Source organism: Methylophilus sp. Leaf408 (genome assembly GCF_916856905.1).
GTDB lineage: Bacteria > Pseudomonadota > Gammaproteobacteria > Burkholderiales > Methylophilaceae > Methylophilus.
This window is the reverse complement of record NZ_CAKASK010000001.1, coordinates 356,307-381,830: the sequence shown is the minus strand read 5'-3', so window position 1 is coordinate 381,830 and position 25,524 is coordinate 356,307. Positions and strand designations below refer to the sequence as shown.

26 protein-coding genes are annotated in these 25,524 nt (G+C 48.5%); 13 read left to right on the top strand and 13 right to left on the bottom strand.

Annotated features, from left to right (window positions below; all coding sequences use genetic code 11):
* Positions 1 to 3 precede the first annotated feature (3 nt).
* Both LPA26_RS01645 and LPA26_RS01640 read left to right on the top strand, forming a co-directional pair.
* Positions 4 to 1,977, top strand: a complete 1,974-nt coding sequence (locus tag LPA26_RS01645) for an ATP-binding protein (protein ID WP_229007086.1) — start codon at positions 4 to 6, stop codon at positions 1,975 to 1,977.
* On the top strand, positions 1,974 to 2,426 hold the full coding sequence (locus LPA26_RS01640) for a response regulator (protein ID WP_055829316.1): 453 nt from the start codon (positions 1,974 to 1,976) through the stop codon (positions 2,424 to 2,426). The genes LPA26_RS01645 and LPA26_RS01640 overlap by 4 nt, the downstream gene beginning before the upstream one ends.
* Positions 2,427 to 2,450: 24 nt before the next feature.
* Here LPA26_RS01640 and LPA26_RS01635 read toward each other — a convergent pair whose 3' ends face one another.
* Positions 2,451 to 2,696: a hypothetical protein gene (locus tag LPA26_RS01635; RefSeq protein ID WP_229007085.1), complete on the bottom strand. Its 246-nt coding sequence runs from the start codon at positions 2,694 to 2,696 to the stop codon at positions 2,451 to 2,453.
* A 218-nt stretch (positions 2,697 to 2,914) separates the two neighbouring features.
* On the opposite strand from LPA26_RS01635, the gene LPA26_RS01630 reads away from it, so the two are divergent.
* Positions 2,915 to 3,253, top strand: coding sequence for a PepSY domain-containing protein (locus tag LPA26_RS01630; protein WP_229007084.1), 339 nt, complete (start codon positions 2,915 to 2,917; stop codon positions 3,251 to 3,253).
* Positions 3,254 to 3,267: 14 nt separating this feature from the next.
* Here LPA26_RS01630 and LPA26_RS01625 read toward each other — a convergent pair whose 3' ends face one another.
* Genes LPA26_RS01625 through LPA26_RS01615 form a run of 3 tightly spaced genes read right to left on the bottom strand, consistent with a single transcriptional unit; the run spans position 3,268 to position 5,572 of the window.
* Positions 3,268 to 4,596: a sensor histidine kinase gene (locus LPA26_RS01625; RefSeq protein WP_229007083.1), complete on the bottom strand. Its 1,329-nt coding sequence runs from the start codon at positions 4,594 to 4,596 to the stop codon at positions 3,268 to 3,270.
* A complete protein-coding gene (locus LPA26_RS01620; protein ID WP_229007082.1) occupies positions 4,593 to 5,273 on the bottom strand; it encodes a response regulator transcription factor in 681 nt (226 codons plus the stop codon). The genes LPA26_RS01625 and LPA26_RS01620 overlap by 4 nt, the downstream gene beginning before the upstream one ends.
* Positions 5,273 to 5,572, bottom strand: a complete 300-nt coding sequence (locus LPA26_RS01615; RefSeq protein ID WP_229008309.1) for a PepSY domain-containing protein — start codon at positions 5,570 to 5,572, stop codon at positions 5,273 to 5,275. Before LPA26_RS01615 ends, LPA26_RS01620 begins: the two co-directional genes overlap by 1 nt.
* Before the next feature lie 249 nt (positions 5,573 to 5,821).
* On the opposite strand from LPA26_RS01615, the gene ribA reads away from it, so the two are divergent.
* The 6 genes from ribA (at position 5,822) to LPA26_RS01585 (ending at position 9,728) form a co-directional block, all read left to right on the top strand.
* Entirely contained in the window at positions 5,822 to 6,427 is a 606-nt protein-coding gene (ribA, locus tag LPA26_RS01610) for a GTP cyclohydrolase II (RefSeq protein ID WP_055829333.1), read from the top strand.
* Positions 6,428 to 6,570: 143 nt separating this feature from the next.
* On the top strand, positions 6,571 to 7,842 hold the full coding sequence (locus LPA26_RS01605) for an O-acetylhomoserine aminocarboxypropyltransferase/cysteine synthase family protein (RefSeq protein ID WP_229007081.1): 1,272 nt from the start codon (positions 6,571 to 6,573) through the stop codon (positions 7,840 to 7,842).
* An 89-nt stretch (positions 7,843 to 7,931) separates the two neighbouring features.
* A complete protein-coding gene (locus LPA26_RS01600) occupies positions 7,932 to 8,111 on the top strand; it encodes a hypothetical protein (protein ID WP_229007080.1) in 180 nt (59 codons plus the stop codon).
* A gap of 327 nt (positions 8,112 to 8,438) precedes the next feature.
* Positions 8,439 to 8,951, top strand: a complete 513-nt coding sequence (gene sodC / locus LPA26_RS01595) for a superoxide dismutase family protein (protein WP_229007079.1) — start codon at positions 8,439 to 8,441, stop codon at positions 8,949 to 8,951.
* Positions 8,952 to 8,998: 47 nt separating this feature from the next.
* Positions 8,999 to 9,442, top strand: coding sequence for an SRPBCC domain-containing protein (locus LPA26_RS01590; RefSeq protein WP_229007078.1), 444 nt, complete (start codon positions 8,999 to 9,001; stop codon positions 9,440 to 9,442).
* A 70-nt stretch (positions 9,443 to 9,512) separates the two neighbouring features.
* On the top strand, positions 9,513 to 9,728 hold the full coding sequence (locus tag LPA26_RS01585) for a DUF4287 domain-containing protein (protein WP_370634365.1): 216 nt from the start codon (positions 9,513 to 9,515) through the stop codon (positions 9,726 to 9,728).
* A 91-nt stretch (positions 9,729 to 9,819) separates the two neighbouring features.
* On the opposite strand, the gene LPA26_RS01580 is transcribed toward LPA26_RS01585, so the two are convergent.
* The 5 genes from LPA26_RS01580 to LPA26_RS01560 form a co-directional block, all read right to left on the bottom strand.
* On the bottom strand, positions 9,820 to 10,797 hold the full coding sequence (locus tag LPA26_RS01580; RefSeq protein ID WP_055829346.1) for a sulfate/molybdate ABC transporter ATP-binding protein: 978 nt from the start codon (positions 10,795 to 10,797) through the stop codon (positions 9,820 to 9,822).
* Between the two features lies 1 nt (position 10,798).
* Entirely contained in the window at positions 10,799 to 11,689 is an 891-nt protein-coding gene (cysW, locus tag LPA26_RS01575; protein WP_055829349.1) for a sulfate ABC transporter permease subunit CysW, read from the bottom strand.
* A 44-nt stretch (positions 11,690 to 11,733) separates the two neighbouring features.
* The gene (gene cysT, locus LPA26_RS01570; RefSeq protein WP_055829352.1) at positions 11,734 to 12,564 is read right to left on the bottom strand and encodes a sulfate ABC transporter permease subunit CysT; all 831 of its coding nucleotides are present in this window, start codon (positions 12,562 to 12,564) and stop codon (positions 11,734 to 11,736) included.
* A gap of 230 nt (positions 12,565 to 12,794) precedes the next feature.
* Positions 12,795 to 13,664, bottom strand: coding sequence for an EAL domain-containing protein (locus tag LPA26_RS01565; protein ID WP_055872033.1), 870 nt, complete (start codon positions 13,662 to 13,664; stop codon positions 12,795 to 12,797).
* A 42-nt stretch (positions 13,665 to 13,706) separates the two neighbouring features.
* Positions 13,707 to 14,687, bottom strand: a complete 981-nt coding sequence (locus tag LPA26_RS01560; RefSeq protein ID WP_229007076.1) for a sulfate ABC transporter substrate-binding protein — start codon at positions 14,685 to 14,687, stop codon at positions 13,707 to 13,709.
* Between the two features lie 404 nt (positions 14,688 to 15,091).
* Between LPA26_RS01560 and epsC the strand changes: the two genes are divergently transcribed.
* The 4 genes from epsC to LPA26_RS01540 all read left to right on the top strand — a co-directional run bounded on the left by epsC (position 15,092) and on the right by LPA26_RS01540 (position 20,465).
* On the top strand, positions 15,092 to 15,994 hold the full coding sequence (epsC, locus tag LPA26_RS01555; RefSeq protein ID WP_055871247.1) for a serine O-acetyltransferase EpsC: 903 nt from the start codon (positions 15,092 to 15,094) through the stop codon (positions 15,992 to 15,994).
* 46 nt (positions 15,995 to 16,040) lie between these two features.
* Positions 16,041 to 16,955, top strand: a complete 915-nt coding sequence (locus LPA26_RS01550) for a family 2A encapsulin nanocompartment shell protein (protein ID WP_055829363.1) — start codon at positions 16,041 to 16,043, stop codon at positions 16,953 to 16,955.
* On the top strand, positions 16,942 to 18,948 hold the full coding sequence (locus LPA26_RS01545; RefSeq protein ID WP_229007075.1) for a family 2A encapsulin nanocompartment cargo protein cysteine desulfurase: 2,007 nt from the start codon (positions 16,942 to 16,944) through the stop codon (positions 18,946 to 18,948). Before LPA26_RS01550 ends, LPA26_RS01545 begins: the two co-directional genes overlap by 14 nt.
* 149 nt (positions 18,949 to 19,097) lie before the next feature.
* Positions 19,098 to 20,465 (top strand): TAXI family TRAP transporter solute-binding subunit, encoded by a 1,368-nt coding sequence (locus LPA26_RS01540; RefSeq protein ID WP_229007074.1) that lies wholly within the window; start codon positions 19,098 to 19,100, stop codon positions 20,463 to 20,465.
* Between the two features lie 3 nt (positions 20,466 to 20,468).
* Here LPA26_RS01540 and LPA26_RS01535 read toward each other — a convergent pair whose 3' ends face one another.
* From LPA26_RS01535 to LPA26_RS01520, 4 genes are all read right to left on the bottom strand, one after another.
* Positions 20,469 to 22,103, bottom strand: coding sequence for a bifunctional diguanylate cyclase/phosphodiesterase (locus tag LPA26_RS01535; RefSeq protein ID WP_229007073.1), 1,635 nt, complete (start codon positions 22,101 to 22,103; stop codon positions 20,469 to 20,471).
* Between the two features lie 221 nt (positions 22,104 to 22,324).
* On the bottom strand, positions 22,325 to 23,986 hold the full coding sequence (locus tag LPA26_RS01530) for a bifunctional diguanylate cyclase/phosphodiesterase (RefSeq protein ID WP_229007072.1): 1,662 nt from the start codon (positions 23,984 to 23,986) through the stop codon (positions 22,325 to 22,327).
* Between the two features lie 176 nt (positions 23,987 to 24,162).
* Positions 24,163 to 24,441 carry a DUF2325 domain-containing protein gene (locus tag LPA26_RS01525; protein ID WP_029146612.1) on the bottom strand — a complete coding sequence of 93 codons (279 nt, stop codon included), beginning with the start codon at positions 24,439 to 24,441 and terminating at the stop codon, positions 24,163 to 24,165.
* Between the two features lie 65 nt (positions 24,442 to 24,506).
* The gene (locus tag LPA26_RS01520) at positions 24,507 to 25,514 is read right to left on the bottom strand and encodes a sulfate ABC transporter substrate-binding protein (protein WP_229007071.1); all 1,008 of its coding nucleotides are present in this window, start codon (positions 25,512 to 25,514) and stop codon (positions 24,507 to 24,509) included.
* Positions 25,515 to 25,524: the final 10 nt, after the last annotated feature.

The following is a 25,524-nucleotide window of genomic DNA, read 5'->3' as shown; positions in this document are numbered from 1 at the left end:
GATATGCCTTTTCGCAACCTGCAACTATTCAGCTATTTAAACCAACTTTGGCAAGACGCGCCTTTAACGATCAAAGGCATTATCCTGAACACCTTGCCACTGACCGTTTTGCTGGCGTCACTGGCCCTGATTTTTGAAAGTGAGCAACAGGCGGCGTTACTGGAGCGCCGCGTGCAAAATGCGCTACAAATCCAGCAGGATATTCAAACCCTGCAAACGCAGTTGCTCGAAGCTTCTACCGGCGTACGCGATTACCTGCTTACCGACAACAGTCAATTTTTGTCTGGATATGAAAGTGCCAAACAAGCCATGCCGCAGTTACTGGATTCACTGGAACTGCGCCTGGATGACCAAGCACAACAGAAATTGCTGCTGGTGATACATCCGCTGGTACAAAAAAACCTTAACGACTTGGCCGTGTTGGCCAGCAATACCGAAAAAGAAGCCGATGAAGAGTTGATACGCAAGTTCAGCTCCCAGGGCGCTGCGCTTAATCAGTTACGTTCACACCTGGACGAAATGAGTCTGCGGGAATCCCGGATTGTCGATCAGGATAAAAAAGAAGTGATTTTTGAGCGTAAACGCAACCTGCGTATTACGTTGATGGCGGTGATCGCAGGCGTATTCGGTTCTCTGATTGGCGTTTGGGTATTTACGCAAACAATCGTCGCCCGTGTCAGGACTATCCGTGACAGCGCCATTCACCTGGTAAAAAGTGAGCCGCTGGCGTTACCCAGTATCAGTCAGGATGAATTGGGCGAACTGACGATGGAGCTAGAGCATGCCTCACAATTACTGAAAAAAAGTGCACACGAAGCACATCAGGCAAGAGTTGAAGCGGAAGAAGCCAGCGCTGCAAAAAGTAATTTCCTGTCACGTACCAGTCACGAACTCCGCACGCCGCTCAATGCGATTTTAGGATTTGCGCAAATCCTGGAAAACGATTTGCCCGATGGCCGCCAGAAAGACAGTGCGACGTTAATCCATAACGCGGGACAGCACTTACTGAAACTGATCAATGAAGTACTGGATATCTCACGTATCGAAAGTGGTGATATTGGCATGTCTATGGAAGTCATCGCGCTGAATCCTCTATTGGAAGAAGCCTATCATTACCTCAAGCCGCTGGAAAAAGTACGCGACATGAGCATAGAAACCCGCTTTGAACCGCGGTTGAAGGTGCGTGCTGACCGGCAGCGGTTATTGCAAGTGATTTTAAACCTGCTGGCGAATGCACTGAAATATGGGCCGGAAAATACCCTGGTCACCATCAGTGCATACCGCCAGCAAGGCCATATCTGGGTAGAAGTACAAGACCAGGGCAAAGGTATTCCCGCAGAACATCGATCACGCCTGTTTACGCCATTTGACCGCCTGGGTGCAGAACGCACAGTGACCGAAGGTACTGGGTTAGGTCTGGTGTTAAGTAAACAACTCATGGACGCTATGGGCGGGCAGATCGGCGTGGCGGAAGATAAAAGCATGTTCTGGTTTAGCCTGCCAGCCTGTGAAGAAGATATTCAAATGCAGGCCGCCTCAGAAACCGCAGAAGAGCTTGATGTGCAAATGCCAGCCACCATTTCTGCAACTCCGCGCAAGCGTCATATCCTGTATGTAGAAGACAACCTTAGCAATCAGGCATTGATGGAAGCAATTATCAGCAAGCATCGCCATATCAAACTGCACGTCACTGCCAGCCTGCAAGGCAGCATGGTTTGGCTGCGCGACATGACGCCTGACTTATTATTACTCGATCTAAACCTGCCCGATGGCTCGGGAGAATTACTGATTCAGCATATACAGTCTGACCGCGATAATCTGCGTGACATCCCGCTAGTGATCCTGAGTGCCGACGCACTGCCAGAAACCATCCAGCGTTTGCAGGCGCTAGGCATCACCCACTACTTCACCAAACCGTTAAATGTCGCCACGTTTAACCAGTTATTGTTAAAACTATTACCAGAACCGACACCATGAATATTGAACAGCTGCGAGCCTCTAAAATCCTGATTATTGATGATGCTGAAGCCAACCTGAGGCTGCTGGAAGAGCTGCTGACCAAAGAAGGCTTTGAGCAAGTCATCAGCACCACCGATTCTACCAAAACCATGGACTTGGTGAACGCTTTCCAGCCTGACCTGATTTTGCTGGATTTAATGATGCCGGTGCTGGATGGCTTTGCCGTGCTAGACCAGTTATCGCATCATGTCGGGCCGAATGAGTATCTGCCAGTACTGGTGCTGACAGCTGATGCCACGATTGCTACACGACGCAAGGCGCTGGCACTGGGCGCAAAAGACTTTCTAACCAAGCCATTTGACCCAATGGAGGCCATGCTGCGGGTCTGGATATTGCTGGAGACACGCTGGTTATTTACCCAGCTCAAACAACATCAGCCTAATTTACAAATGCCGAATTACTCGTAAATTTGCAGCGCCTTGCCTTTTGGATCAGATAGTCGAGCGTCTGCTCACATATTGCAAGCTGAACGGTTTAGCTGCCTGCTGTTTTTGCTGGGCTGCATTCAACTGCAAACTGGTCCCTTCCCATGCCTGATCTGCACTCGCACTGACAGGTTGCGCAGTCACTGCTCTTCTGGCGATATTTTGGGTGGCATTGGCTTGCTCCGCCAATACCGATCCGGAAAAGACTAATGCAGCCAATCCCATCACTTGATACGCTTTCACTTTTTTCATCGTTCGCTCCTTCAAAATAATATTTTAGAGATATAACCTTGCGTAACACCGCCATATATAGATGACGGATTTGATGTGACTCACTGTAGCGCGCCAGCCTTACAAAAAGCTTTCGTGAATATTTCAGTAGCCTTACAGTATTACCAACAATTATTCAGCTTGAATTAAGGCGTGCAGACTATCGTGATAATTCGACAACAATTATTAGGAGAATCACGATGAAAAACTTTATGCAAACTTCAGCCAGTGTGTTGATGATCAGCCTGCTTTGCGGCGTGCTGGCCAATCAACCAGCCATGGCAGACGATGATGGGGACGATATTCAGAAAATGACCGAAACGGCAAAAGCATTCGGCTTTATTTCATGGGAAGACGCACAAAGTAAAGCACTGGCCGCAAAGCCAGGTGTCGTTAAAGAAGTCGAACTGGAACGCCGCAAATTCAAATCCGGCTGGGATTACGAAGTGGAAATTGTGGATGCCGAGGGCGCTGAATGGGAAGTGTATATTGATGCGAAAACCGGCAAAGTGAATAGCGTGAACCGCGACTGGTTCTAAATATAAAGCCTGCTTCATGCAGGCTTTAAGCACAACTGCACACGTAACCCACCTAACCGGGCAGAGTGATCGAGGGAAATATCCCCATGATAATGCTGCACAATATCCTGCACAATCGCCAGCCCCAGGCCGCTGCCCGGTTTGGATTCATCCATGCGCATTCCACGCTGTAATAATGTATCCAGTTCAGGTGCGCTACTGCCTGGGCCATCATCCTCTACCATCACGGTAATTCCATCCTGTACCGAGATATTGAGTTGTACCTGGCCACGGCACCATTTAAAAGCGTTATCCAGTACATTCCCCAACAGCTCGAGCATATCTTCGCGGTCAACCATCAGCTTGGTCTGGGCATCATGTTGCCAGGCGAATGCCACCTGTTTTTCACTGTAAATCTTTTGCAAGGTTGCCACGAGTTTAGGCACTTCAATCTCTAAATCGGTCTGCTGACTGGTGTACACATCACCCATCAGACGGGCGCGTTTGAGCTCACGCTCGACATCCTGATGTATTTCTTCTGCACAGGCTTTCATAGTTAGGCGCAACTGCGAAATGCCTATCCGTGAGTCGTTATCGAACAGCAGTTGCAAATGCGCCAGCCGCGTTTTAAGCGCATGCGCCAGGTTGCCGATAGACAGGCGCGACCGTTTGGTTTTCTGGCTGGCGCTTTTGAGTATGCGGTTGAATTCATTCACCAGCGGCATGACTTCCGCCGGGCCATTGGCATTAATCTGCTGTAATTCACCGCTGGCAACCCGTGCCAGATTTTCCTTGATTTGCTGCAATGGGTTCAGGCTATTCAGTACAATCCAGCGTTGCAGGGCTAATAAAGCAATCAGGCCTAATAAAGATAGCGCACCGTAGATACCATGAAACACGCGTAAACTGTGCTGCAAATCGACCAGGCTTTCGGCGATATAGATAGTGATATCCCGTTGCTGCTTGCGGTAACCATGCCCCCACAATAATAAAGGTTGATCCTCAGGTCCGGTGATATGGGTCGCCTGCTGCTGCCCCACCGCTAGCGGCATCACTGGCAAATTCACATCCCAAGCTGAACGCGACTGGAGTTTATGCGCTTCATCAATCATGACGATAAAATAACGTCCGGAGAAAGGACGCTGGTAACTTGCAGTGATCAACCGCTCTTCTACTACGGGCTGGCCTCGGCTATTAACGGTTACACCCGCCAGCAGCGCTTCTACTTCCTGCTGCATGCGCTCTGTCATCTGAGACTGGATCAGGTGGTCAATCGTGAATGTGACTACCGCCCATTGCAACGTTAACAGCCCTACCAGGCTTAACGTCAGGCCAAGGGTGAGCTGCTTGCGCAATGACTTCATGCAGAGTGACTTTCTGGATGAAGCTGGCCGAATACATAGCCTTGTCCGCGCCGGGTCTGGATTTTGTCCATCCCGACTTTTTGGCGCAAGCGATTGACATACACCTCGATCACATTGCTATCTTTATCTTCATCATAAGCATACACATGTTCGGTAAGCTCGCTTTTAGAGAGTATGCGCCCAGGATGAAGCATGAAATAACGCAACAGGCGGAATTCAGTACCCGTCAAACTGTAAGAATCAGTGCCCTGCCAGACCGTTTGCGTATGCTCGTCCAGACGTAATCCTTGCATACTCAATTCGCCACTGACCAAGCCAACGCTGCGTTTGTGTACCGCACTAATGCGCGCCAGCAGTTCTTCAATATGGAATGGCTTGGTCACATAATCATCTGCGCCCAGGTTAAAGGCTTCCACTTTTTCCTGCCAGCTACTGCGGGCCGTCAATACGATCACCGGCATACTCCGCCCTTCCTCACGCCAGGCGGCCAATACTTGCAGCCCATTTAGCCCCGGCAAACCAATATCCAGGATAGCCACGTCATAAGGCTCCAGGCTACCCTGTATTCTGGCCTCGTTACCTTCCTGTATCCAGTCGCTGGCATAACCGGCAGCTTTCAGCGCCTGCTGCACGCTGGCACCGAGCAAGGCATCATCTTCGACCAGCAGCAAACGCATCAGTCATCCAGCTCCATTTTCAGCAGCTGGCCGGTCTTGGCGTCCAGCTTGAGTTCCCATACCTGGCTGCGCGCATCGAGGATTTCCACCTCATAAAGATAGCGGCCATGTTTTTTCTCCAGTTCAACTTCGAGAATTTCACCTGGCTTATGTGACTTTGCCAACCTGGATATTTTCTCTAGGCTCAAAATCTGACCTTTGGCAGCAAGTTGCCCGGCAATAGCAGGGCTTTCGCCAGAACCGGCAATTGGTAACAGCCAGCCGGTAGCAGCCAGGCTGCAACACACCAGGCAAACCATCATTACTCGAGAAAAGGTCGTCGACCTGCGCATATCACTCCTCAATAACATTGCCGTTAACAGCGGCTACCAACTGTCACTGGCTAAAAGTGTAACAGCATTAGGATTAATCCAAGCTGAATCGGTTCGTTTATTCACGCGGGTTTTGACTGCAACCCACACAAGGTTTAAAGCAAAAAATACATACGAACCTGCATGTAAACGTTACAATAATGGCTTGAAGATTTAAATTATTTTCCAGTCAAACACATGCAATTTCTTACCCATAGTTCCAGCGCAAGGTTACCTACCCAGTATGGTGATTTTGATCTGCACGTATTTCATGATAACCGGACCAATGTTGAACATGTCGCGCTGACCTGCGGCGACATCACCCGTTCACAGAATCCATTGGTACGCGTGCATTCCGAATGCCTCACCGGGGATGTGTTTTCTTCTACGCGCTGCGATTGCGGTGAACAGTTGCATCATGCCCAGCGGCTGATTCAGGAACATGGCCACGGCCTGGTGCTTTACCTGAAAAACCATGAGGGACGCGGCATAGGCCTCAGCAATAAAATGCGCGCCTATGCCTTGCAGGACCAGGGACTGGACACAGTAGAAGCCAACGAAGCACTTGGGCTGCCGGTGGATAGTCGCAGCTACGAAGCGGCTTCAGAGATGCTGGCATTCTTTGAAATTAATTCTGTGCGCCTGCTTACCAACAATTCTGGCAAACGTTCCGCACTGGAAATGCTAGGGATTACTGTGCACCAGCAAGTACCTTTGCTGACCGAACCTACTTTAGAAAACCTGAGATACCTGCAAACCAAATCCGCAAAACTTGGTCATATTATTCCTGACCTGATGGGGTAAGTCGCGGCAAGCACGCTTGAGCGCTTTCAGTTCAAAACGCGACCGATTTCTTGCGGTTATAAGCATTGAATTAAATGTTATAACCATGGCCAAACGCCAGGTTTATACTGCACGCTTGTCACGCAATCACAAGGAGCAGCAAGATGAAACCTGAGACGATCTCCATCCATGGCGGCTATTCACCAGAAGCCACGACCAAAGCAGTCGCTGTCCCCATTTATCAAACCACTTCTTACGCGTTTGACAATACCCAGCATGGCGCCGACCTGTTCGATCTCAAGGTTCAGGGCAATATCTATACGCGCATCATGAACCCAACCACCGCGGTGCTTGAAGAGCGCATCACCCAGCTTGAAGGTGGCATTGGCGGGCTTGCGCTGGCCTCAGGCATGGCTGCCATCACTTACGCCATCCAGACCATTGCCGAAGCTGGCGACAACATCGTTTCAGTATCAACGCTGTATGGCGGCACTTATAACCTGTTTGCGCATACACTGCCCAAGCAAGGCATTGAGGTCCGGTTCTTTGATTACCGCGACCCGGCTTCGCTTGAGAAACTGATCGATAGCCGTACCAAACTGGTGTTCGCAGAAACCATAGGTAATCCACTGGGTAATGTGGTTGACTTGGCCGCCATCAGTGAAGCCGCACACAAACATGGTGTACCGGTGATTGTAGACAACACAGTTGCGACTCCGATTCTTTCCAAGCCGTTTGAGCATGGCGTAGATATTGTTGTGCACTCACTCACAAAATATATAGGCGGCCACGGCAACTCGATTGGCGGCATTATTGTCGATAGCGGCAAATTTCCGTGGGGGGATCACGCAGCGCGCTTCCCTAGTTTGAATACACCTGACCCTAGCTATCACGGCGTTAACTATGTTGAAGCATTGGGGCCGGCTGCTTTCATCGCCCGCGCCCGTGTCGTACCCTTACGCAATACCGGCGCAGCCATCAGCCCTTTTAATAGCTTCCTTATCCTGCAAGGGCTGGAAACATTACCGCTACGCATGGAACGTCATAGCAGCAATGCCCTGGCGATTGCGCATTACCTTAAGCAGCATCCAAAAGTGAAGTGGGTCAACTATGCCGGGCTGGAAGATCACAGGGATTACCCGCTGGTCAAAAAATACCTGAATGGCCTGGCTTCCGGCATCCTTTCCTTCGGTGTGCAGGGCGGTAAAGAAGGCGGTACCAAATTTATAGATGCGCTGCAATTGTTCACCCGCCTGGTGAATATTGGCGATGCCAAAAGTCTAGCTTGCCATCCGGCGACAACCACGCACCGTCAACTGAATCCTGAAGAACTGGCAAAAGCAGGTGTCAGCGAAGACCTGGTCAGGCTTTCGGCTGGCCTGGAACATATTGATGACCTGATTTCCGACCTGGAGCAGGCACTGTCAAAGGTATAAACATTGATAACGCATGACGCTTTGACGAACACCTGATTTCGGCATACTGTTTCTGCTAATACAATATAGAGGGAAAACAATTGCTGCCTGTGCGTTCGTTTATCACCAGCATACTGTTGCTGACTTTTGCTACGGTCGCTTGTGCTTCAGGGTCATATATCGGCCAGTTTCTTTTCAATTACGAAGACGGCAACGTCTATCGCGTGACTGTGAAGAATGCCAAGTCCCTGTCACGGGAATGGATCAAAGGCCCGGAAAAAAGTGCGTAAGGGATAGAAAAACCTGAGCGTTTTAAAGTCGCAGACAAAAGTTACTTTGTCAGCTGGGTAGAAAAAACCGGAACTCAGGTATCGCAAGTGATTAATCTGAACACCTTGAAAGTTTACTCAATCATTATTGAAGGCGAAAAGCGCTATGTCGTGACTGGCAATATCGTCCGTGAGAAATAACTTGCACATGCCAGATGATGGCCTAGAACTTTTATTGTCTTGCTGTCATCAGATTGATGACAGGCTTTGATTGCTGACTGTTCAGGCACTTTAAAAAGCCGTGTCTACTAACACGCCCTTACGATGCATCATCCTTGGAGAAAAAACATGAAAACCATGATTGTGCTCACTCTGGCACTTGTTTCAAACGCCGTCCTCGCAAATATTGTCGTACCGCTACAAGTGGTGGATGAAAAAGGCACGGGTGCAAACGCCGGGAAAGTCACGATTTCTGAAACCAAATATGGCTTGGTGTTTACGCCGGAATTGCAAGGCCTGCCTGCAGGGACACATGGGTTTCATATTCACCAGAACCCTAGCTGTGACCCAAAAGAGAAGGATGGAAAAATGACGGCTGCTGGTGCAGCGGGTGGTCATTATGACCCTGACAATAGCAACAAGCACGATGCGCCATGGGGTGATGGCCACCTGGGTGACTTGCCAGCCCTGTATGTGAATGCCAATGGCACATCTAACCAGCCGGTACTGGCTCCCAGACTGAAGCTGAGTGATATCAGTGGCCGCGCCCTTATGGTACATGTCGGGGGAGACAATCATTCTGATCATCCTGCAGCGCTGGGCGGTGGTGGTGCACGGTTTGCCTGTGGTGTGATTAAATAGTCACTATTGCCTCATACTAATCAACTGATAACCCAGGAAATCACTTGATGAGCGAAGAAAGAACACTAAGCACGTCACGAACGCTGCCCTACACGCCAAGGGAAATCTATGACGCCTTTGCATCCGCTGAGCTGCTGGCAGCATGGTGGGGGCCGGATGGTTTTACCAATACCTTCGAGATTTTTGAGTTCAAGACGGGTGGACGCTGGAAGTTTGTCATGCATGGCCCTGACGGCAAGCATTATGCGAACGAAAGCACCTTCAAGGAGCTGGTCAAGGATGCCAAAATCGTCATCTATCATGCCTGCCAGCCGTTTTTCACGCTGACGGTAGAGCTTACGCCTGTCAGCGATGGCACGCATTTAAGCTGGCAGCAGTTTTTCGATGATGCGCAGACTGCGCAAGCCGTCAAACAGATTGTGGGGTCAGCAAATGAACAGAACATTGACAGGCTGATGCAGGTGCTCAGCAAGATTGCCAGTGCCCAATAACTCCCTTACTGGTTTTACCAGCAAGGCCTTTTTTTTATAGAGTGACTTATTCGATTACTTCAGAAGCATGATGGCAGACACCGAGAAAATCAAAGGCCCGGCCTCTTACTTCCCGTCTATAGAAGCAAAGTACGGCCATCCGGTTGAACACTGGTTTGATATCTTGCGCCAGGCTGGTGGTCTTAAACATATGGAGCTGGTCAACCTGCTCAAATCGGCACATGACTTGGGACATGGTCATGCCAATGCCCTGGTCGCGCATCACCTGGCAAAAAATAAGGCATAGGAACAGCTATGCCTTACTGTGCTGCTTTAAACAAAAAAGCGTAACGATCACCGTTACGCCTCTTTAATTTTATCAGCCTAAGCTAGACAGATTAAAACACGCGCAATTGCGTAGGTTTGATATATACCGTTTCGCCCTGCTTGAAATTTAGCTGATTAAACACATCGCGGCCCAATTCCACATCGACATATTGCTCATTGTCTGTACGTTTGATTTCCAGGCGCACCAATGAACCGACCGAGTGCACATAAGTCAGTGCGCCGGCAATTGTATTCAATGCTGGTTCGCGGCTGACTGCAATCTCGTAAGGGCGCACAAAGCCTTTTCCTTGCGGGGTTTCAAACGCGTTTACATTGCCGAGGAACTCATACACAAATGGCGTGGCCGGATCGTCATACACGGCTTGCGGTGAACCCACCTGCTCGATCTGGCCATGGTTCATCACGACAATGGTGTCAGCCACTTCGAGGGCTTCTTCCTGGTCGTGGGTCACAAATACGCTGGTCACATGCAATTCGTCATGCAGGCGGCGCAACCAGCGACGCAGATCTTTACGCACCTTGGCATCCAGTGCGCCAAATGGCTCATCCAGTAATAATACTTTTGGCTCAACCGCCAGTGCACGTGCCAGGGCAATACGCTGGCGCTGCCCACCGGAAAGCTGTGGCGGGTAACGGTCTGCCAGCCAGTCCAGTTGCACCAGCTTCAGCAAGTCGTGTACACGCTTTTTAATTTCGGCGTTTGAAGGACGTGTCTCTTTTGGACGCACACGCAGACCAAACGCTACATTTTCAAACACCGTCATGTGCCTGAACAGCGCGTAATGCTGGAATACAAAGCCAACCTGGCGCTCACGCACATCTGCATGTGTAGTATCGACGCCATCAAACAATACCTGCCCTTTATCAGGGGATTCCAGTCCGGCAATAATGCGCAACAATGTGGTTTTACCGCAACCGGATGGTCCCAACAAAGCAACCAGCTCGCCACTTGGCACTTCCAGATCAATGTCGCGCAGCGCGCTGAATTGACCAAAACCCTTGCTAATTTGTTGTATGGTGATGCCCATATTAAACCGTCACTTCCTTTTCCTGAATAGCTGCATCGTGTGATGCCCGCCATTCGACATAGGTTTTCAAAACCAGGGTTACCAATGCCAGCAAAGTCAGCAGTGAGGCCACTGCAAACGCTGCTGCATAGTTATATTCGTTATATAAAATTTCCACATGCAGTGGCATGGTATTGGTCATGCCACGGATATGTCCCGACACCACAGATACCGCGCCAAACTCACCCATCGCCCTGGCATTGGTAAGAATCACGCCATAGATCAAACCCCACTTCACATTTGGCAAGGTCACATGCCATAACATTTTCCAACCGGAAGCGCCGAGCACTAATGCAGCTTCTTCCTCTTCCTTACCTTGCGCTTGCATCAGCGGAATCAACTCGCGGGCAACAAACGGGAAAGTAATAAAAATGGTCGCCAGGATAATGCCGGGAACCGCAAATACCACTTTGTAATCATGATCAATCAGCCACTCGCCAAACCAGCCTTGCAGACCAAATATCAGCACAAAAATCAAACCGGCGATCACGGGCGAAACCGCAAATGGCAAATCGATCAAGGTAATCAGGAAACTTTTGCCGCGGAAATCAAACTTGGTAATCGCCCAGGCAGCAGCCACGCCAAACACCAGGTTGAGAGGTACGGATACCAATGAGGCAATCAACGTCAGCTTCATTGCAGACAAAGCATCAGCCTCAGTAATCGCCGCCAGGTAAACTCCCCAGCCTTTGCGCAGTGCTTCTGCGAACACCGCCGCCAGCGGAATCAGCAGGAACAGAGCGAGGAATACTAATGCAATGCCTATCAGTGTCCAGCGCACCCATGGAGGTTCGGAAGTGGCACGTTTATAAGCCACTTTGCCCTGGTATTGTTCTAGTTGTGTTGTATGCATATTTTTCGTTTAGTTAGATTCAGTGAGCGAGTAATGTAAAACCTCTACTTGCCGCCATGACGGTGGCTGCTCCACCACTGCAACAGGTTAATCAACAGTAGCAAGGCAAAGGAAATGACCAGCATCACTACTGCAATCGCTGTGGCGCCGGCGTAATCATATTGCTCAAGCTTGGTGATAATCATCAATGGCGTAATTTCTGAAATCATGGGCATGTTACCGGCGATAAAAATCACCGAGCCATACTCGCCGACTGCGCGGGCAAAAGATAACGAGAAACCGGTCAGTAACGCCGGCCAGATAGCCGGGAGAATAACCTTGAAAAATGTCTGCCAGCGGTTGGCGCCCAGGCTGGCAGCGGCTTCTTCCAACTCAGTACTGAAATCCTCCAGCACAGGTTGCACCGTACGCACCACAAAAGGCAAACCGATAAAGGTGAGGGCGACAACCACACCCAGTGGCGTAAAGGCGACTTTAATACCATGAGGCTCCAGCCATTGACCAAGCCATCCATTGGGGGCATAAATGGCGGTCAGGGAAATACCGGCTACTGCGGTAGGTAAGGCAAATGGCAAATCAACCAGTGCATCCAGGATTTTTTTGCCAAAAAACTGGTAGCGCACCAACACCCAGGCGGTCAGCAAGCCAAATACCAGATTGATCACTGCAGCAAGTAATGAAGCGCCAAATGTTAAGCGGTAAGTGGCCAATACCCGCGGCGTGGTCACAATGGCCCAGAATTCGCTAAAACTTAATTCGGTAGTGCGAAGAAAAACAGCTGCCAGGGGAATTAATACGATCAGGCTTAAATACACCAATGTATAGCCAAGCGACAGACCAAAGCCGGGCAATAAATGTTTTTTTCTAGTTGTCATATGGCTCGTGCCGTTTTAAACAGGGGCTAATGTAGCCGGATTCTTATTATTCACAAAAGAATGATTAATCATTAATTTATAACTGACTGTTATATCAGTACATTTGATGATTAAATTCTTTTGTTGGAGTTTTTATTTTAATGAATAAGGCTGCTTAAGTGATAAGGATTTCTTGACCCTTAGGCACTTAAGCTGCCAATACCATGCGTTTTAATTTACTGAAAAAAAGATCAGGCCACTTTCGGGGACCGATGATGCAACTGGTCATTCAACACCTTGGCGACGACAGGTTCAGCCAGGAAATTGCCTTGCAGTATAGTCGCACCTGAAGCAATTGCGATATCCAACTGCTGCTGGGTTTCAACACCAACAATCACCGGCGTACTGCCCAGATCCTGTACTGCATGCACCAATCCACTCAAGGCTCTGGCCAGTGAAGGCTGTTTTGCTGCCTGGTGGATTACAGAAATATCAAACTTGATAAAGTCATGCTGCACACCCCACAAGCGGTATAACTTGCTATGGTGATTGCCCACATGGTCAAACGCGATTCTGTAGCCCAGTGAACGGTAGTTCTCAATCGCCGCAATCAGGTGTTTGTCCTGGTCTATCAACGACTCATTAATTTCAAGTACCACGCGATCGGTTGGCACCGAGTACTGGTGAAGTATTTGCTCGAATACTTTACCGTGTGCGCTGACTTCCAGTAACAGTTTGGGATGGACATTCAAAAACAGCAGACCGTTTTCCTGGTGAATCGCACGGAAGTTAAGCACATGCTGTGAGCGGCATACGCGGTCGAATTGCACCAGTTTTCCGGATTGCTCTGCATAGGTGAATGCAAATTCCGGTGTACTGCCCAGCGTGCCAAATAGCGAAGGACGAATCAAAGCTTCATAGCCGTAGATATCGCCTTGTTTGGCATCATAAATAGGCTGGAAAGCCGTTTTCAAATGTACGCCGATAAAAGTACTTTCATACTCGCCGGTGTTGGCTTCAATCAGTCCTAACTCTTCCAGATCTAGCGATAGCACCTGTTTTAATTCGGCGCGTAATTGCACTACATGTTCTGGTTCCTGATGTGGTTGTCGCTGGGTCATCATCCCCTCCTCTGTTCGTTGCTACGTTAAACGCTGAAACGTTTATTTCTGGTAAATCTGGTCAAAGATGCCACCATCACTGAAGTGTGTATTTTCGGCATCAGTCCAACTACCAAATATCTCTTTCACAGTAAAGGTATGAATCTTTTTAAACGCTGGCTGGGATACTTCACTGATTTGCGGACGCAAATAATGTTTCGCGGCGATGGCCTGGCCTTGCGGCGAGAAATGGAATTCAAGATAGGCTTGTGCCTGCTTGCGTGTGCCTTTTTTATCGACCACTTTGTCTACCACGGCTACCGGGTTTTCCGCCAGCACGGTGACTGAAGGATAAACAACTTCATATTTGTCTTCGCCAAGTTCTTTTTGCAGCAGATACACTTCATTCTCAAATGTCACCAGTACATCACCGATTTCGCGTTGTGCGAAGGTAGTGGTGGCGCCACGACCACCGGTATCCAGCACCGGCACGTGTTTGAACAATTCGGTGACGAACTGTCGGGCTTTGGCCGCATCACCGCCTTTTTGCGTGATATATCCCCAGGCAGCCAGGTAACTATATTTACCGTTACCTGAAGTTTTCGGGTTGGGAATTACAGATGCCACACCCGGACGAATCAAATCATCCCAGTCTTTAATACGTTTAGGGTTGCCCTTGCGTACCAGAAACACCGTTGGCGAAGCGCTAGGCACGCTGTTGTTTGGTAAACGTGCCTGCCAGTTGGCAGGAATCAATTTGCCTTTTTGCGCAAGGATATCAATATCCGCGCTACGGTTCATCGTAATCACATCGGCCGGCAAACCATCCACTACCGAGCGCGCCTGTTTTGTTGAGCCACCATGTGACTGGTTGATGGTGATAGTCTCGCCTGTTTTTTCTTTCCAGTATTGAATAAACGCCGGGTTAAAGTCTTTATAAAACTCCCTGGTCACATCATAAGAAGCGTTTAACAATTCGGCGGCTTGCAATGACACACTGCTGAATAATGCAACCAGCAAGACACTGCGCAAAATAGACGACATACATAACTCCTTAAGATGAATGGGCTGCACTATACAGAGGTATACATATTTTTAAAAAGAATAAAAAATAATATGTTTATACTTATTAAGTATATTAAATTGCCTTAATTATTTCATATAGATTTCATTGCAAACCTTCATTTGAAGGAGTAGTTTAATAGCTTGAATAGATTTACTCCAATAGGCGAAGACTGATTTTTTAAAACTTCTTAACTAATAACCAAATAGAATAAGTAAATAATTAAAAATTATTTGACTTTAACTCTGGTCAATTACAAAACTTTATTTTATAGTGTGCGCATACAAAAAGCTGACTAGATGACTAGAGGCCAGATGCACACACAAAGTGCATCTGGCTTTTCTTTTTTTAATCAGCGAATGCAATACTGACAGGACAATTTACCATGCAAGAGATTGCGATTGAGCATATCGTGCAAGAACTGGCCAACATAAGGGAAAGTGCTTTGCAACAGCGGCAGCGCTTATCGCAACCGCCCAAGTTACCCTCGCGTAAAGCGTTGGGGCAATGCGTGGAATGGCTGGCAGCGGCTTTATTCCCCAACCGTCTTGGTGAACCTGATATCCAGGCGAATGCGATTAACTTTTACGTTGGCACCACACTGGATAAAGCCCTGCGCGAATTACAGCATCAGATCCGCCTTGAACTGGCATTTAAAGCGCCCAGTGAAGTGGCCAATCAGTTCCATTCACAAGCGCATACCCTGACCGGGCAGTTTTCCGAGCATCTGCCGCGTATCCGCATACAACTTGATACAGACCTCGAGGCCGCTTATCAAGGGGATCCCGCCGCAGATAGTGTGGATGAAATCCTTGTCAGCTACCCTGGCATTCTGGCGCTGATTCACTATCGCATTGCCCATGTACTGCATGGCTTGGGGTTAACCATCATTGCGCGCTTGATGACCGAAATTGCGCATTCACAGACCGGGATAGATATACACCCCGGTGCGCATATCGGCGATCACTTCTTCATAGATCATGGCACAGGTGTTGTGATCGGAGAGACTGCCATCATTGGTAATCATGTGCGCTTGTACCAGGCCGTTACATTGGGAGCCAAAAACTTCCCTAAAGATGCCAATGGCCACCTTGTAAAGAAATTCGAACGCCACCCGATTTTAGAGGATTACGTTGTGGTATACGCAGGTGCCACGATTTTAGGCCGCATTACCATTGGCAAACATTCAGTCATTGGCGGTAACGTGTGGGTGACCCGCAACGTGCCAGCCAACAGCCATGTTACACAAGCACATTCGGATGCTAAGCCCATTTCGGCCGCTGCTTGATTTTTTGTTTTATAGCCATTTGAAGTCATACGAATAAGGAGAACATATGTCACAACAGCCATCTCAGACCGCATTAGGCGATGTCGCCGCACGGACGCTTGCCAATGCAACCAAATCGGTACCTATGCTCAGTACTATCAGCCCACGCTGGCTGGTGCATTTACTGAACTGGGTACCGGTAGAAGCAGGTATTTACCGCGTTAACAAGGCGAAAGATCCAGCGGCAATTACCGTTGATTGCTCTAATAAGGACGAAAAAGAGCTGCCTGCTACCTTCGTTGATTACGAAGAGTGGGGTCGTGAATATGTGCTGAATGCGGTGAACACCGTGGTGGATGTACATACACGCGTTTCTGACCTGTACAGCAGCCCTCACAATCAGATTAAAGAGCAGTTGCGCCTGACGATTGAAGTTGTGAAAGAGCGCCAGGAAAGCGAACTGATCAATAACAAAGAATACGGTTTACTGAATAACGTAGCCAAATCACAAATCGTGAAAACACGTAATGGCTACCCTACACCTGACGACCTGGACGAGTTGCTGAGCAAAGTCTGGAAAGAACCAGCATTCTTCCTGGCTCACCCGAAAGCGATTGCCGCATTTGGCCGTGAATGTACCCGCCGTGGTGTGCCTCCACCAACAGTATCCCTGTTCGGTTCACAATTCATCACTTGGCGCGGTATTCCACTGATCCCTAGTGACAAATTGCCTATCGCGAATGGCAAATCAAAAATCCTGTTGTTACGCGTAGGCGAAAGCAAACAAGGTGTGATTGGCTTGTATCAACCGAATTTACCTGGTCAACAAAACATGGGCTTGTCTGTGCGCTTCATGGGCATTAACCACAAAGCGATTGCCTCTTATCTGGTTTCACTCTACTGCTCACTGGCAGTGTTAACTGAAGATGCCATTGCCGTGCTGGAAGATGTCGGAGTTGACCACTATTATGACTACAAGTAATCCAAACACTCATCAGGGTCTGGATTTGGCTAGCTTCGAGCCGGAAGCCATTTTGGGTTCACTTCCGGGCGAACATCCAAAAATGGCAGCTGCGCTAGGTGTGGGCAGACAACTTGAGCAAACTGGCGGATTGGATGTAGACACACTCAACCGCCTGGCCAATGAGTTATATGCTGAAGGTTTTCCGGCGACAGCGCCTTTTCATGCGGCAGACTTTGCCCAATCGCTGAGCACACCCAAGCCGCCACAGGCAGCCATACCGGCGACTGACTCATTGACCACTCACTTAGGGCATGCCACCGGCGGTGTTTCTTCACCTAGCTATGTGCAATCCACTTTTCAACCTGCCATTATGGAAGCACAAGCACAGCAGTTAACGCATGCGCCGGGTGTTGAAACATTGGCTAGTGACCCTAACCATGTCGACGTACTTCATACTGATCCGGACTATCTCGTACCAGGACAGTTTGCGAGCTTGGGCATTGAAATTCCTTATCAACAGGAATTGAATCGTTGGCTGGGGCAGTCAAACCCATCGAATCCGACACCACAAACCAAGGTGCCAGGTTTTGGACATTCAGGGTTCGGAAATCCAAACCACGGAGCTCCGAGTCATGGAAGTCGTAATCCTGGCACTCACACTCAAGGAACCCAAGGTCACGGAACGCCTGGCAATGTACCACCCGCCAAAGCATCATCCAATAGCCAGTCATTCTACTTCCTGCAAGCTGAGCAGCCCTCGATTAATGGAAGTTTACCTGCTCCTGCGCATCCGGCATTTGATGTGCTGAGCGTTCGTCGTGACTTTCCCATCCTGAATGAGAAAGTCAATGGCAGGCCGCTAGTCTGGTTTGATAATGCGGCAACTACGCAAAAACCACAGGTAGTCATTGATAGAGTCAGCTACTTCTATCAGCATGAAAACTCCAACATTCACCGTGCTGCACATGAATTGGCCGCACGTGCGACCGATGCATATGAAGATGCCCGCGAAACCGTGCGTCGCTTTATCAATGCACCATCGGTCAATCAGGTGATTTTTGTGCGTGGCACGACTGAAGGTATTAACCTGGTCGCCAAAACCTGGGGCAAGAAACACATAGCCGCAGGCGATGAAATCGTCGTTTCCAACCTTGAGCACCACGCCAATATCGTGCCCTGGCAGCAGTTGTGTCAGGAAACTGGTGCGGTTTTAAAAGTGATTCCCGTTGACGACAGCGGTCAGATTCTGCTTGAAGAGTACCAGAGACTACTGACACCAAAGACCAAACTGGTATCGTTTACGCAAGTATCTAATGCGCTGGGCACTGTGACGCCAGCACAGGAAATGATTGCGATGGCGCATCGTGCTGGTGCCAAGGTTTTGCTGGATGGCGCGCAGTCGATCTCGCATATGCGAATCGATATACAAGCCCTGGATGCAGATTTTTTCGTGTTCTCCGGTCACAAGATATTTGGGCCTACCGGTATCGGTGTGGTTTATGGCAAAGCCGATGCACTACAAGACATGCCAGCCTGGCAAGGCGGTGGCAACATGATTCAAGACGTGACGTTTGAAAAAACCGTCTATCATGCGGCGCCAGCCAAGTTTGAAGCAGGTACAGGCAATATTGCAGATGCTGTTGGACTGGGCGCAGCGCTGAAATATGTGGAGCGGATTGGCATTGAAAATATTGCCAATTATGAGCATGCTTTACTGGAGTATGCGACGGGGGCCATGCGCGATATCCGGCATTTGCGTTTGATTGGTACGGCTAAAAACAAAGCCAGCGTATTGTCTTTTGCACTCAAAGGCTACCAGAGCGAAGAAGTAGGTGCAGCACTGAACGAGGAAGGCATTGCCGTGCGTTCCGGTCATCATTGCGCGCAACCGATTCTGCGTCGCTTTGGTGTGGAAACGACCGTGCGTCCTTCAGTGGCGTTTTACAACACCTATGAAGAAATTGATCGCATGATTATCGTATTACAACGCCTTTCAGCGCGTCAGCCCTGATAAGAATGCAGCCAGGTTTCCTGGTTGCATTTTTTTCTTTCATGTCACTTCCCTCTTCTGTTGTGACATTCTGTGGCAGCCTCTGTAAAATCAAGTTCATCCTGACAACAAAATAATTCATCCGTTTTTAAGATGAACTGCCATTCCAGATGAAATTTGACCCACGTAATAACAAATTTACGGCTATCTTCACCGGTGAAATACTTGGAGCCATGCTGCCCTCGATCATACTGATCTGCCTGGCCCTGTTTGTTGCCTACAAATTTATAGATCCTGCCCCACCGCGCAAAATCGTGATTGCCACCGGTAATAACGACCTCAATTACAATGCTTTTGCGGCCATTTATGGCGTATTCCTGAAACAGGAAGGCATTACCTTAGAAACCAAATCAACGTCTGGTGATAAAGAAAATCTGCGTCTGCTGAAAGACCCGGAATCTGATGTGGACATCGCATTTATCCAGGATGGGGAAGCACATGCCGAGGGTGCTGGTACTTTGCTCTCACTGGGTAGTTTGTATTACCAACCGGTGTGGATTTTCTGTCGTTGCAAATTGGAAACCACGCATCTCTCCGCACTCAAAGGTAAAAAAATTGCCATTGGTTACACCGGCAATGGCACCAATACTTTGGTAAGCACTCTGTTAGCTGAAAGCGGCGTCAACGCAGAAAACAGCCAGTTGATCGAAACAGGTGGCGAAGAAGCCGCAGAAGCCTTGCGCAATGGCAAACTGGAAGCTGCATTCTTCGTAGATGTCCCAACCTCCTATGTGATCCGCAGCATGATCGAAGATAAACGACTGAGTCTACTTAGCATGGACACTGCGGAAGCGTTTTCACGAAAATTCTCGTTCCTGCATCACCTGGTGCTACCTGAAGGTGCGATGGACCTGGTTAACAATACGCCACCGCATGATGTGCATATGGTGGCGCCAACAGCGACTTTAGTAGTGAAGGAAAACATGCATCCGGCGCTGGTGTATCTGATGATGAAGGTTATCAGGCAAGTGCATAGCGGCGCCGGTTTGTTTAATACCAAGGATGAGTTTCCATCGGCCAAGGATACTGATTTCCCATTGAGTACCCAGGCCTTGAATTTCTATAAATCCGGCTTGCCATTCATCGATAAATATTTGCCATTCTGGGCTGCTACATTTGTGAATCGTACTTTGATCGTAATTTTGCCCTTGCTGGCACTATTAATCCCATTGACTAAAATCATTCCGATGATTTATGTCTGGCTGGTGAAGCGGAAATTATTTCGCTATTACGGCGAGTTGCGTTATTTGGATACGCAACTCAAGGAAATCAAAACCGCTGAAGACCAGCGATTATTTCTAGAGAAGTTGAACGAGATTGAGCTGAAGGTAATAAATGTTCAGTTACCTGTGCCATTTTCTCAGTACGCGTATGAGTTACGCGCCCATATTGAATTGGTCAGGTCAAAGCTGCAGCATCGCAAATACGACTCGCCTGATCCCGTGACAGCGGCTGATCCCAAATCGTACAAATCTTAAAAGCTACTTTGCGCTAGCCCGTACTTGCACCCACTCTTGAAGCGCACGTGCTGTCATCGGCTTGGCATATAAAAATCCCTGCACGAAATCACAGCCCAGGCCTTTTAGATATTCGGCCTGCGCTTCTGTTTCCACACCTTCGGCTACTATCTGGTAATGCAGGTTTTTTCCTAGCACGACGATGGCACTAGTGACTGCCTCCGAGCGCTCTTTGCCGGGAACATCGTTGACAAAGGAGCGATCTACTTTCAGGTAATCACCCGGAATATCCCGCAGATAGGCCAGGCAGGAATATCCGGTTCCGAAATCATCAATTGCCAGTTTGACGCCAACACGCTTGAGTGCCTGCAGGTTTTCCATGCTCTTGCACTCTGAATGTACGAATGCACTTTCGGTGAGCTCGATCACCAGGCGTTCCGCTGCCAGCCCGGTTTCACGCAATACCTGCACCACATAATCGGTAAAGCCTTCTGCATTCAGCTGCATGGGCGACACATTTACGGAAACCTTGGCATTTGCTAGTTCTTGGTCTTTCCATCCGGCAACCTGCTGGCAGGCGGCTTTGAGCACCCAGGCGCCCATGGGGACGATCAAACCGGTCAACTCCGCCACACCAATAAACTTATTAGGCGGGACTACCCCGTGTTGCGGATGTTGCCAGCGGATCAACGCTTCCACGCCGACCAGCTTGCCACTGTTGAAATCAATTTGTGGTTGATAAACCAGATAAAACTCCTCGTGGGCAATCGCTGCCTCGAGCTCGCTGGCAAAAGCCAGGTCTTCTGGCGGCAATACCTGCTCATGGACCACACCTTTGCGGTAGTAAGTGATGGTCATGATGCTGACAATTGAAATCAGCGCCAACGTCACAAGGATCGGCGTGACACGCGGATCATGCTTGAAAAATACGCCCATGCCACCAATCGTGATGGCACATAGAAATAAAATGCATACTATCCAGCGAAGATGCCTGCCTGAATCATCCAGCAGTAACAAATAGCTCATCGAAGTATTCGAGATCTGTTTGGCGAGCATTGCCGCTGCACACAGCAAGCCACCCAGGCTGGCCAGCATTGAAAGTTGACCATAAGCATCCGGGATACCATACAAGTAAGCCAGCCAGCCATTCACCGGCAGCATGATGACCACACACAGCAGCGCCTGGCTGCATTTACTCCATTGTATATGGCACAGAATAGAGGCGAGCAAGACCAAAAAAGCCATTAATAAATCGGTCAGCAACTGGTCATTATTCAAGACAGTGGCGAAAGTAGTATTGGCAATATCCACATCGATATGACGATGATCGCCGATGACCAGGAATATTTCAGAAAGGAATAAAAGTATTACTGAAGTGGTGACTATCTTGCTGAATCGGGTTTCACGCCATGTTTCCAGCATGGTACGCAGACTCACTATGATAAAAATAATATAACCAAGGCTTAACGCGATACATAAGCCATATTCATCAGGAAAGGTAATAAAAGGGAATGTCAGGAATACTGCAATGATGCTGGCAATCGCCAGCCATGGTGCCTGCTTTTGTACGCTGCGCAAAAAACGATGCCGCATATACTGGCGTTGCGTCGCGCACTCTTGAACATTCACAGCTAACCAGTCGACACTGGAAACTGACATATGATGCCCCCTTAACCCTGACTGTTATTATCCCCGTTTGAACGGTGGTTTTTTACACTATAGGCGCTCAGGAAAAAGAGTTACTGACGGAGTAACACTAGATTTATATTCCTTTTTATATGATTGATATCTATAAAATTTAATTTTTATCAATAAAATGGTTCCCCTGTAGACCTCAGTTCATATAAAAAACTGAGAAATCAAGGGTTTATGAGATATCACTATTGATGGGTTTGAGCCGGTAGATTTTCTATCGCCCAATGTTGCAAATCTTCTGCCTCCAACGGTCTTGAATAAAGAAAGCCTTGGGCAATATCACTATCGATGTCTTTAAGAAACCTGGCTTGCGCTTCAGTTTCAACGCCTTCGGCAATAATCCGGTAGCCCAGGCTTTTTCCCAGGCTGACGATCGCCTTGATCACCGCTTCTGCTTTTTCATTCCCAGGCAGCTCCATTACAAATGAACGGTCTACTTTTAGATAGTCGCCAGGAATATCACGCAGGTAAGACAGGCAAGAGTAACCAGTACCAAAATCATCAATGGCCAGCTTGATTCCCGCCTCTTTCAACTGGTGCATGGTGCTTGCATTTTGGCCATCATCTTGTACGAATGCGCTTTCAGTCAGCTCAACGACCAAACGCTCAGGTGCCAGGCCCGTTTCTTCCAGTATCTGCAAGATATCTTCAACCAGCGTGCCGGATTTCAGTTGTAGCGCTGAGACATTCACAGCCACTTCAATTTTACCGAGCACCGGGTCATCATTCCATTTAGCGGCATCTGTGCAAGCGGTACGCATCACCCATTTTCCTAATGGCACAATGAGCCCAGTCAGTTCAGCCATGCGTATGAATTTTTCTGGCGAGATAATCCCTTTCACTGGATGCCGCCAGCGGATCAATGCTTCTACGCCTTTCAGTTTTCCGGTATTGAAATCGATTTGCGGTTGATACACCATAAAAAACTGCTGGTTATCCAGCGCGGTCTCAACTTGGCTGGCAAAGTCCATATCTGCGGCGGGTAACACAATCTGTTCACTGGTTTGCCCTTTGCGGTAGTAGGTAGCCGTCATGGTGTAAATAATAGCCAGAATCGACACCACCACCACAACCGGAAGCGCGCGTAGCATATTGTCACCAAACTCCACCCCTGCCCTGGCCAGCAAAATGGCAAAAAAACTCAGAAACACAATGCTGAAGCGTATCTGTTTGCCGTTATCGTCCATTAACAGCAAATAGCTCATGGGTGGGTGAGAGGCATGCTTGGCAAGTAAACTGAACGCGCACAACAAGCCACTCAAGGTGGTCAGTGGCGACATGATGCCGTATGGTTGCGCAACGCCGCAGAAGAAACCTAACAGCGGAATCAATGGAATCATCACTGCCACGTATAAAATCGCCTGGCTGGTGGCTAACCAGCCGGAACGCTGGAATAAGTAAGAAGTGGCAATCAGGCAAGCCAGCAAAGCTCCGGCCGCATATTCAAGCACTTGGGAGAAATGATGCACCTGCAGATCACTGGTCATTCTTAGTACGTGTGCAGTGTCATTAAAATCTGCCGCATACGGCGAAAGCTGGACGACGAACAAACTGATTGTCACTAAGGACATGGTCAGCATTGCCAAATTAGTGCGGCCATTTTCCAGTAGCAGGTTGTAGCTCACTAGGATGAAAGTGAGATAAGTGAGTAGCTGTGCCAGCCAGACATTGTTGTCGACATCCAGCAAATAATGGGGAAAGCCTAATAAACCACAAACCATGCTGGTCATGGCCAAAAAATGCGTATTGTCCTGTACTTTGCGTACAAGACGATGGCGCATAAACTGGCGCTGCGTAGCATTTTCGTTGAGTGGCGCTGTTTTGCCGCCAATCCCGGTTTGACTCATTATTTACCCTTATAAACTCATTATCGCCATTCTGTGCATTTTGCACAGAATGCTGATGAGCTATGCCATTTAACCTCAAAACTCTAAGTGTTTATCGGTTAATAAGGAGGATAAATTTAGACTAAATTAAATATAAAAATGTAAACAATATATATTTGATACCAAACAACTTGGAGTTATGCCGCTTCAAGCACTCGCTGCATGCCATCTGCACTATTCCGCGTGTATACAACTTTCAATCCGCGTTTGTGTGCAACATGCTTGATGCGATACATCATGGAGTGATTTAACCAACCTGTCACCAGTACAATCACGTTTACATTGGCAGGCAATTCACGCTTTACATCTCCTGGTTTACGCCCAGTCCAGTGATCAATTTTGTCGATCCCTTGCGCGTGCAATACCTGTTTAATACCTTCAATACGGTCACCACCAATGACTAATGCTTTTGACATAACACTCTCCTTATAAGAGAAAAAGAAAAAGGCATTGGGTAAATGCCTTTTTCTAAAATCACTGCTTATTTTTGGTAAATCTCATCAAACACACCGCCATCGGCAAAATGTGTTTTTTGCGCTTTCTGCCAGCCGCCAAACGTTTCATCAATCTTGATCAAATTGACCTTTGGAAACTGTTTTTCATACTTCTTGGCAACGGATTCCAGCGTTGGACGGTAATAGTTTTTCGCTGCAATTTCCTGACCTTCTTCACTGTATAAATACTGTAGATAAGCCTCAGCAACTGCCTGGGTATTGTGGCGCTTTACATTCTTATCCACCACGGTCACTGGCGGTTCGGCCAGGATAGATAAAGATGGCACGACGATATCAAACTTGTCCGGGCCAAGCTCTTTTTGAGCGAGGAATGCTTCGTTTTCCCATGCCAGCAACACATCACCAATACCGCGCTCTACAAAAGTAGTTGTGGATCCACGTGCGCCACTATCCAGCACTGGCACATTTTTAAACAGTTTTTTCAAGTACTCTTTAGCTTTGGTTTCGTCCTGGTTATTTTGCTTGAGTGCATAAGCATAAGCAGCCAGGTAGTTCCAGCGCGCGCCGCCTGAAGTTTTAGGGTTAGGCGTAATCACTGAAGTGCCAGGTTTGACCAAATCACCCCAATCCTTGATATTTTTCGGGTTACCTTTACGCACCAGGAAAACAATCGTAGACGTGTAAGGCGAGCTGTTGTGCGGCAAACGCTTTTGCCAGTCTGGACCAAAAAGCTTGCCTTTGCTTCCGACTTCATCGATGTCATAAGACAAAGCCAACGTCACCACATCTGCCTGCAAGCCATCAATTACAGAACGTGCCTGCTTGCCGGAACCGCCATGTGACTGCTTGATGATCACATTGTCACCGGTTTTGGCTTTCCAGTAATTGGCAAACGCTACGTTATAGTCCTGATACAACTCGCGAGTCGGATCGTATGACACATTCAGCAGGTTAAGATCCGCTGCCCAGGCCGCGAACGGCGAGGCAAGAGCGGCAATCAACAATGCTTTTTTAATTGTTTGGTGGAATTTCATATTCATCCTC

Bases quoted from the DNA above. Each gene is read 5' to 3' on its own strand.
- LPA26_RS01630 (WP_229007084.1), top strand. From the start codon at position 2,915: ATGAAAAACTTTATGCAAACTTCAGCCAGTGTGTTGATGATCAGCCTG.
- ribA (WP_055829333.1), top strand. From the start codon at position 5,822: ATGCAATTTCTTACCCATAGTTCCAGCGCAAGGTTACCTACCCAGTAT.
- epsC (WP_055871247.1), top strand. From the start codon at position 15,092: ATGCAAGAGATTGCGATTGAGCATATCGTGCAAGAACTGGCCAACATA.
- LPA26_RS01535 (WP_229007073.1), bottom strand. From the start codon at position 22,103: ATGTCAGTTTCCAGTGTCGACTGGTTAGCTGTGAATGTTCAAGAGTGC.
- LPA26_RS01580 (WP_055829346.1), bottom strand. From the start codon at position 10,797: ATGGGCATCACCATACAACAAATTAGCAAGGGTTTTGGTCAATTCAGC.
- LPA26_RS01545 (WP_229007075.1), top strand. From the start codon at position 16,942: ATGACTACAAGTAATCCAAACACTCATCAGGGTCTGGATTTGGCTAGC.
- LPA26_RS01585 (WP_370634365.1), top strand. From the start codon at position 9,513: ATGGCAGACACCGAGAAAATCAAAGGCCCGGCCTCTTACTTCCCGTCT.
- cysT (WP_055829352.1), bottom strand. From the start codon at position 12,564: ATGACAACTAGAAAAAAACATTTATTGCCCGGCTTTGGTCTGTCGCTT.
- LPA26_RS01620 (WP_229007082.1), bottom strand. From the start codon at position 5,273: ATGCGTTTGCTGCTGGTCGAAGATGATGCCTTGCTCGGTGCCAGCGTG.
- LPA26_RS01645 (WP_229007086.1), top strand. From the start codon at position 4: ATGCCTTTTCGCAACCTGCAACTATTCAGCTATTTAAACCAACTTTGG.
- LPA26_RS01550 (WP_055829363.1), top strand. From the start codon at position 16,041: ATGTCACAACAGCCATCTCAGACCGCATTAGGCGATGTCGCCGCACGG.
- LPA26_RS01625 (WP_229007083.1), bottom strand. From the start codon at position 4,596: ATGAAGTCATTGCGCAAGCAGCTCACCCTTGGCCTGACGTTAAGCCTG.
- LPA26_RS01640 (WP_055829316.1), top strand. From the start codon at position 1,974: ATGAATATTGAACAGCTGCGAGCCTCTAAAATCCTGATTATTGATGAT.
- LPA26_RS01525 (WP_029146612.1), bottom strand. From the start codon at position 24,441: ATGTCAAAAGCATTAGTCATTGGTGGTGACCGTATTGAAGGTATTAAA.
- LPA26_RS01590 (WP_229007078.1), top strand. From the start codon at position 8,999: ATGAGCGAAGAAAGAACACTAAGCACGTCACGAACGCTGCCCTACACG.
- LPA26_RS01605 (WP_229007081.1), top strand. From the start codon at position 6,571: ATGAAACCTGAGACGATCTCCATCCATGGCGGCTATTCACCAGAAGCC.
- LPA26_RS01530 (WP_229007072.1), bottom strand. From the start codon at position 23,986: ATGAGTCAAACCGGGATTGGCGGCAAAACAGCGCCACTCAACGAAAAT.
- LPA26_RS01540 (WP_229007074.1), top strand. From the start codon at position 19,098: ATGAAATTTGACCCACGTAATAACAAATTTACGGCTATCTTCACCGGT.
- LPA26_RS01520 (WP_229007071.1), bottom strand. From the start codon at position 25,514: ATGAAATTCCACCAAACAATTAAAAAAGCATTGTTGATTGCCGCTCTT.
- LPA26_RS01565 (WP_055872033.1), bottom strand. From the start codon at position 13,664: ATGACCCAGCGACAACCACATCAGGAACCAGAACATGTAGTGCAATTA.
- cysW (WP_055829349.1), bottom strand. From the start codon at position 11,689: ATGCATACAACACAACTAGAACAATACCAGGGCAAAGTGGCTTATAAA.
- LPA26_RS01560 (WP_229007076.1), bottom strand. From the start codon at position 14,687: ATGTCGTCTATTTTGCGCAGTGTCTTGCTGGTTGCATTATTCAGCAGT.
- LPA26_RS01615 (WP_229008309.1), bottom strand. From the start codon at position 5,572: ATGGTTTGCCTGGTGTGTTGCAGCCTGGCTGCTACCGGCTGGCTGTTA.
- sodC (WP_229007079.1), top strand. From the start codon at position 8,439: ATGAAAACCATGATTGTGCTCACTCTGGCACTTGTTTCAAACGCCGTC.
- LPA26_RS01635 (WP_229007085.1), bottom strand. From the start codon at position 2,696: ATGAAAAAAGTGAAAGCGTATCAAGTGATGGGATTGGCTGCATTAGTC.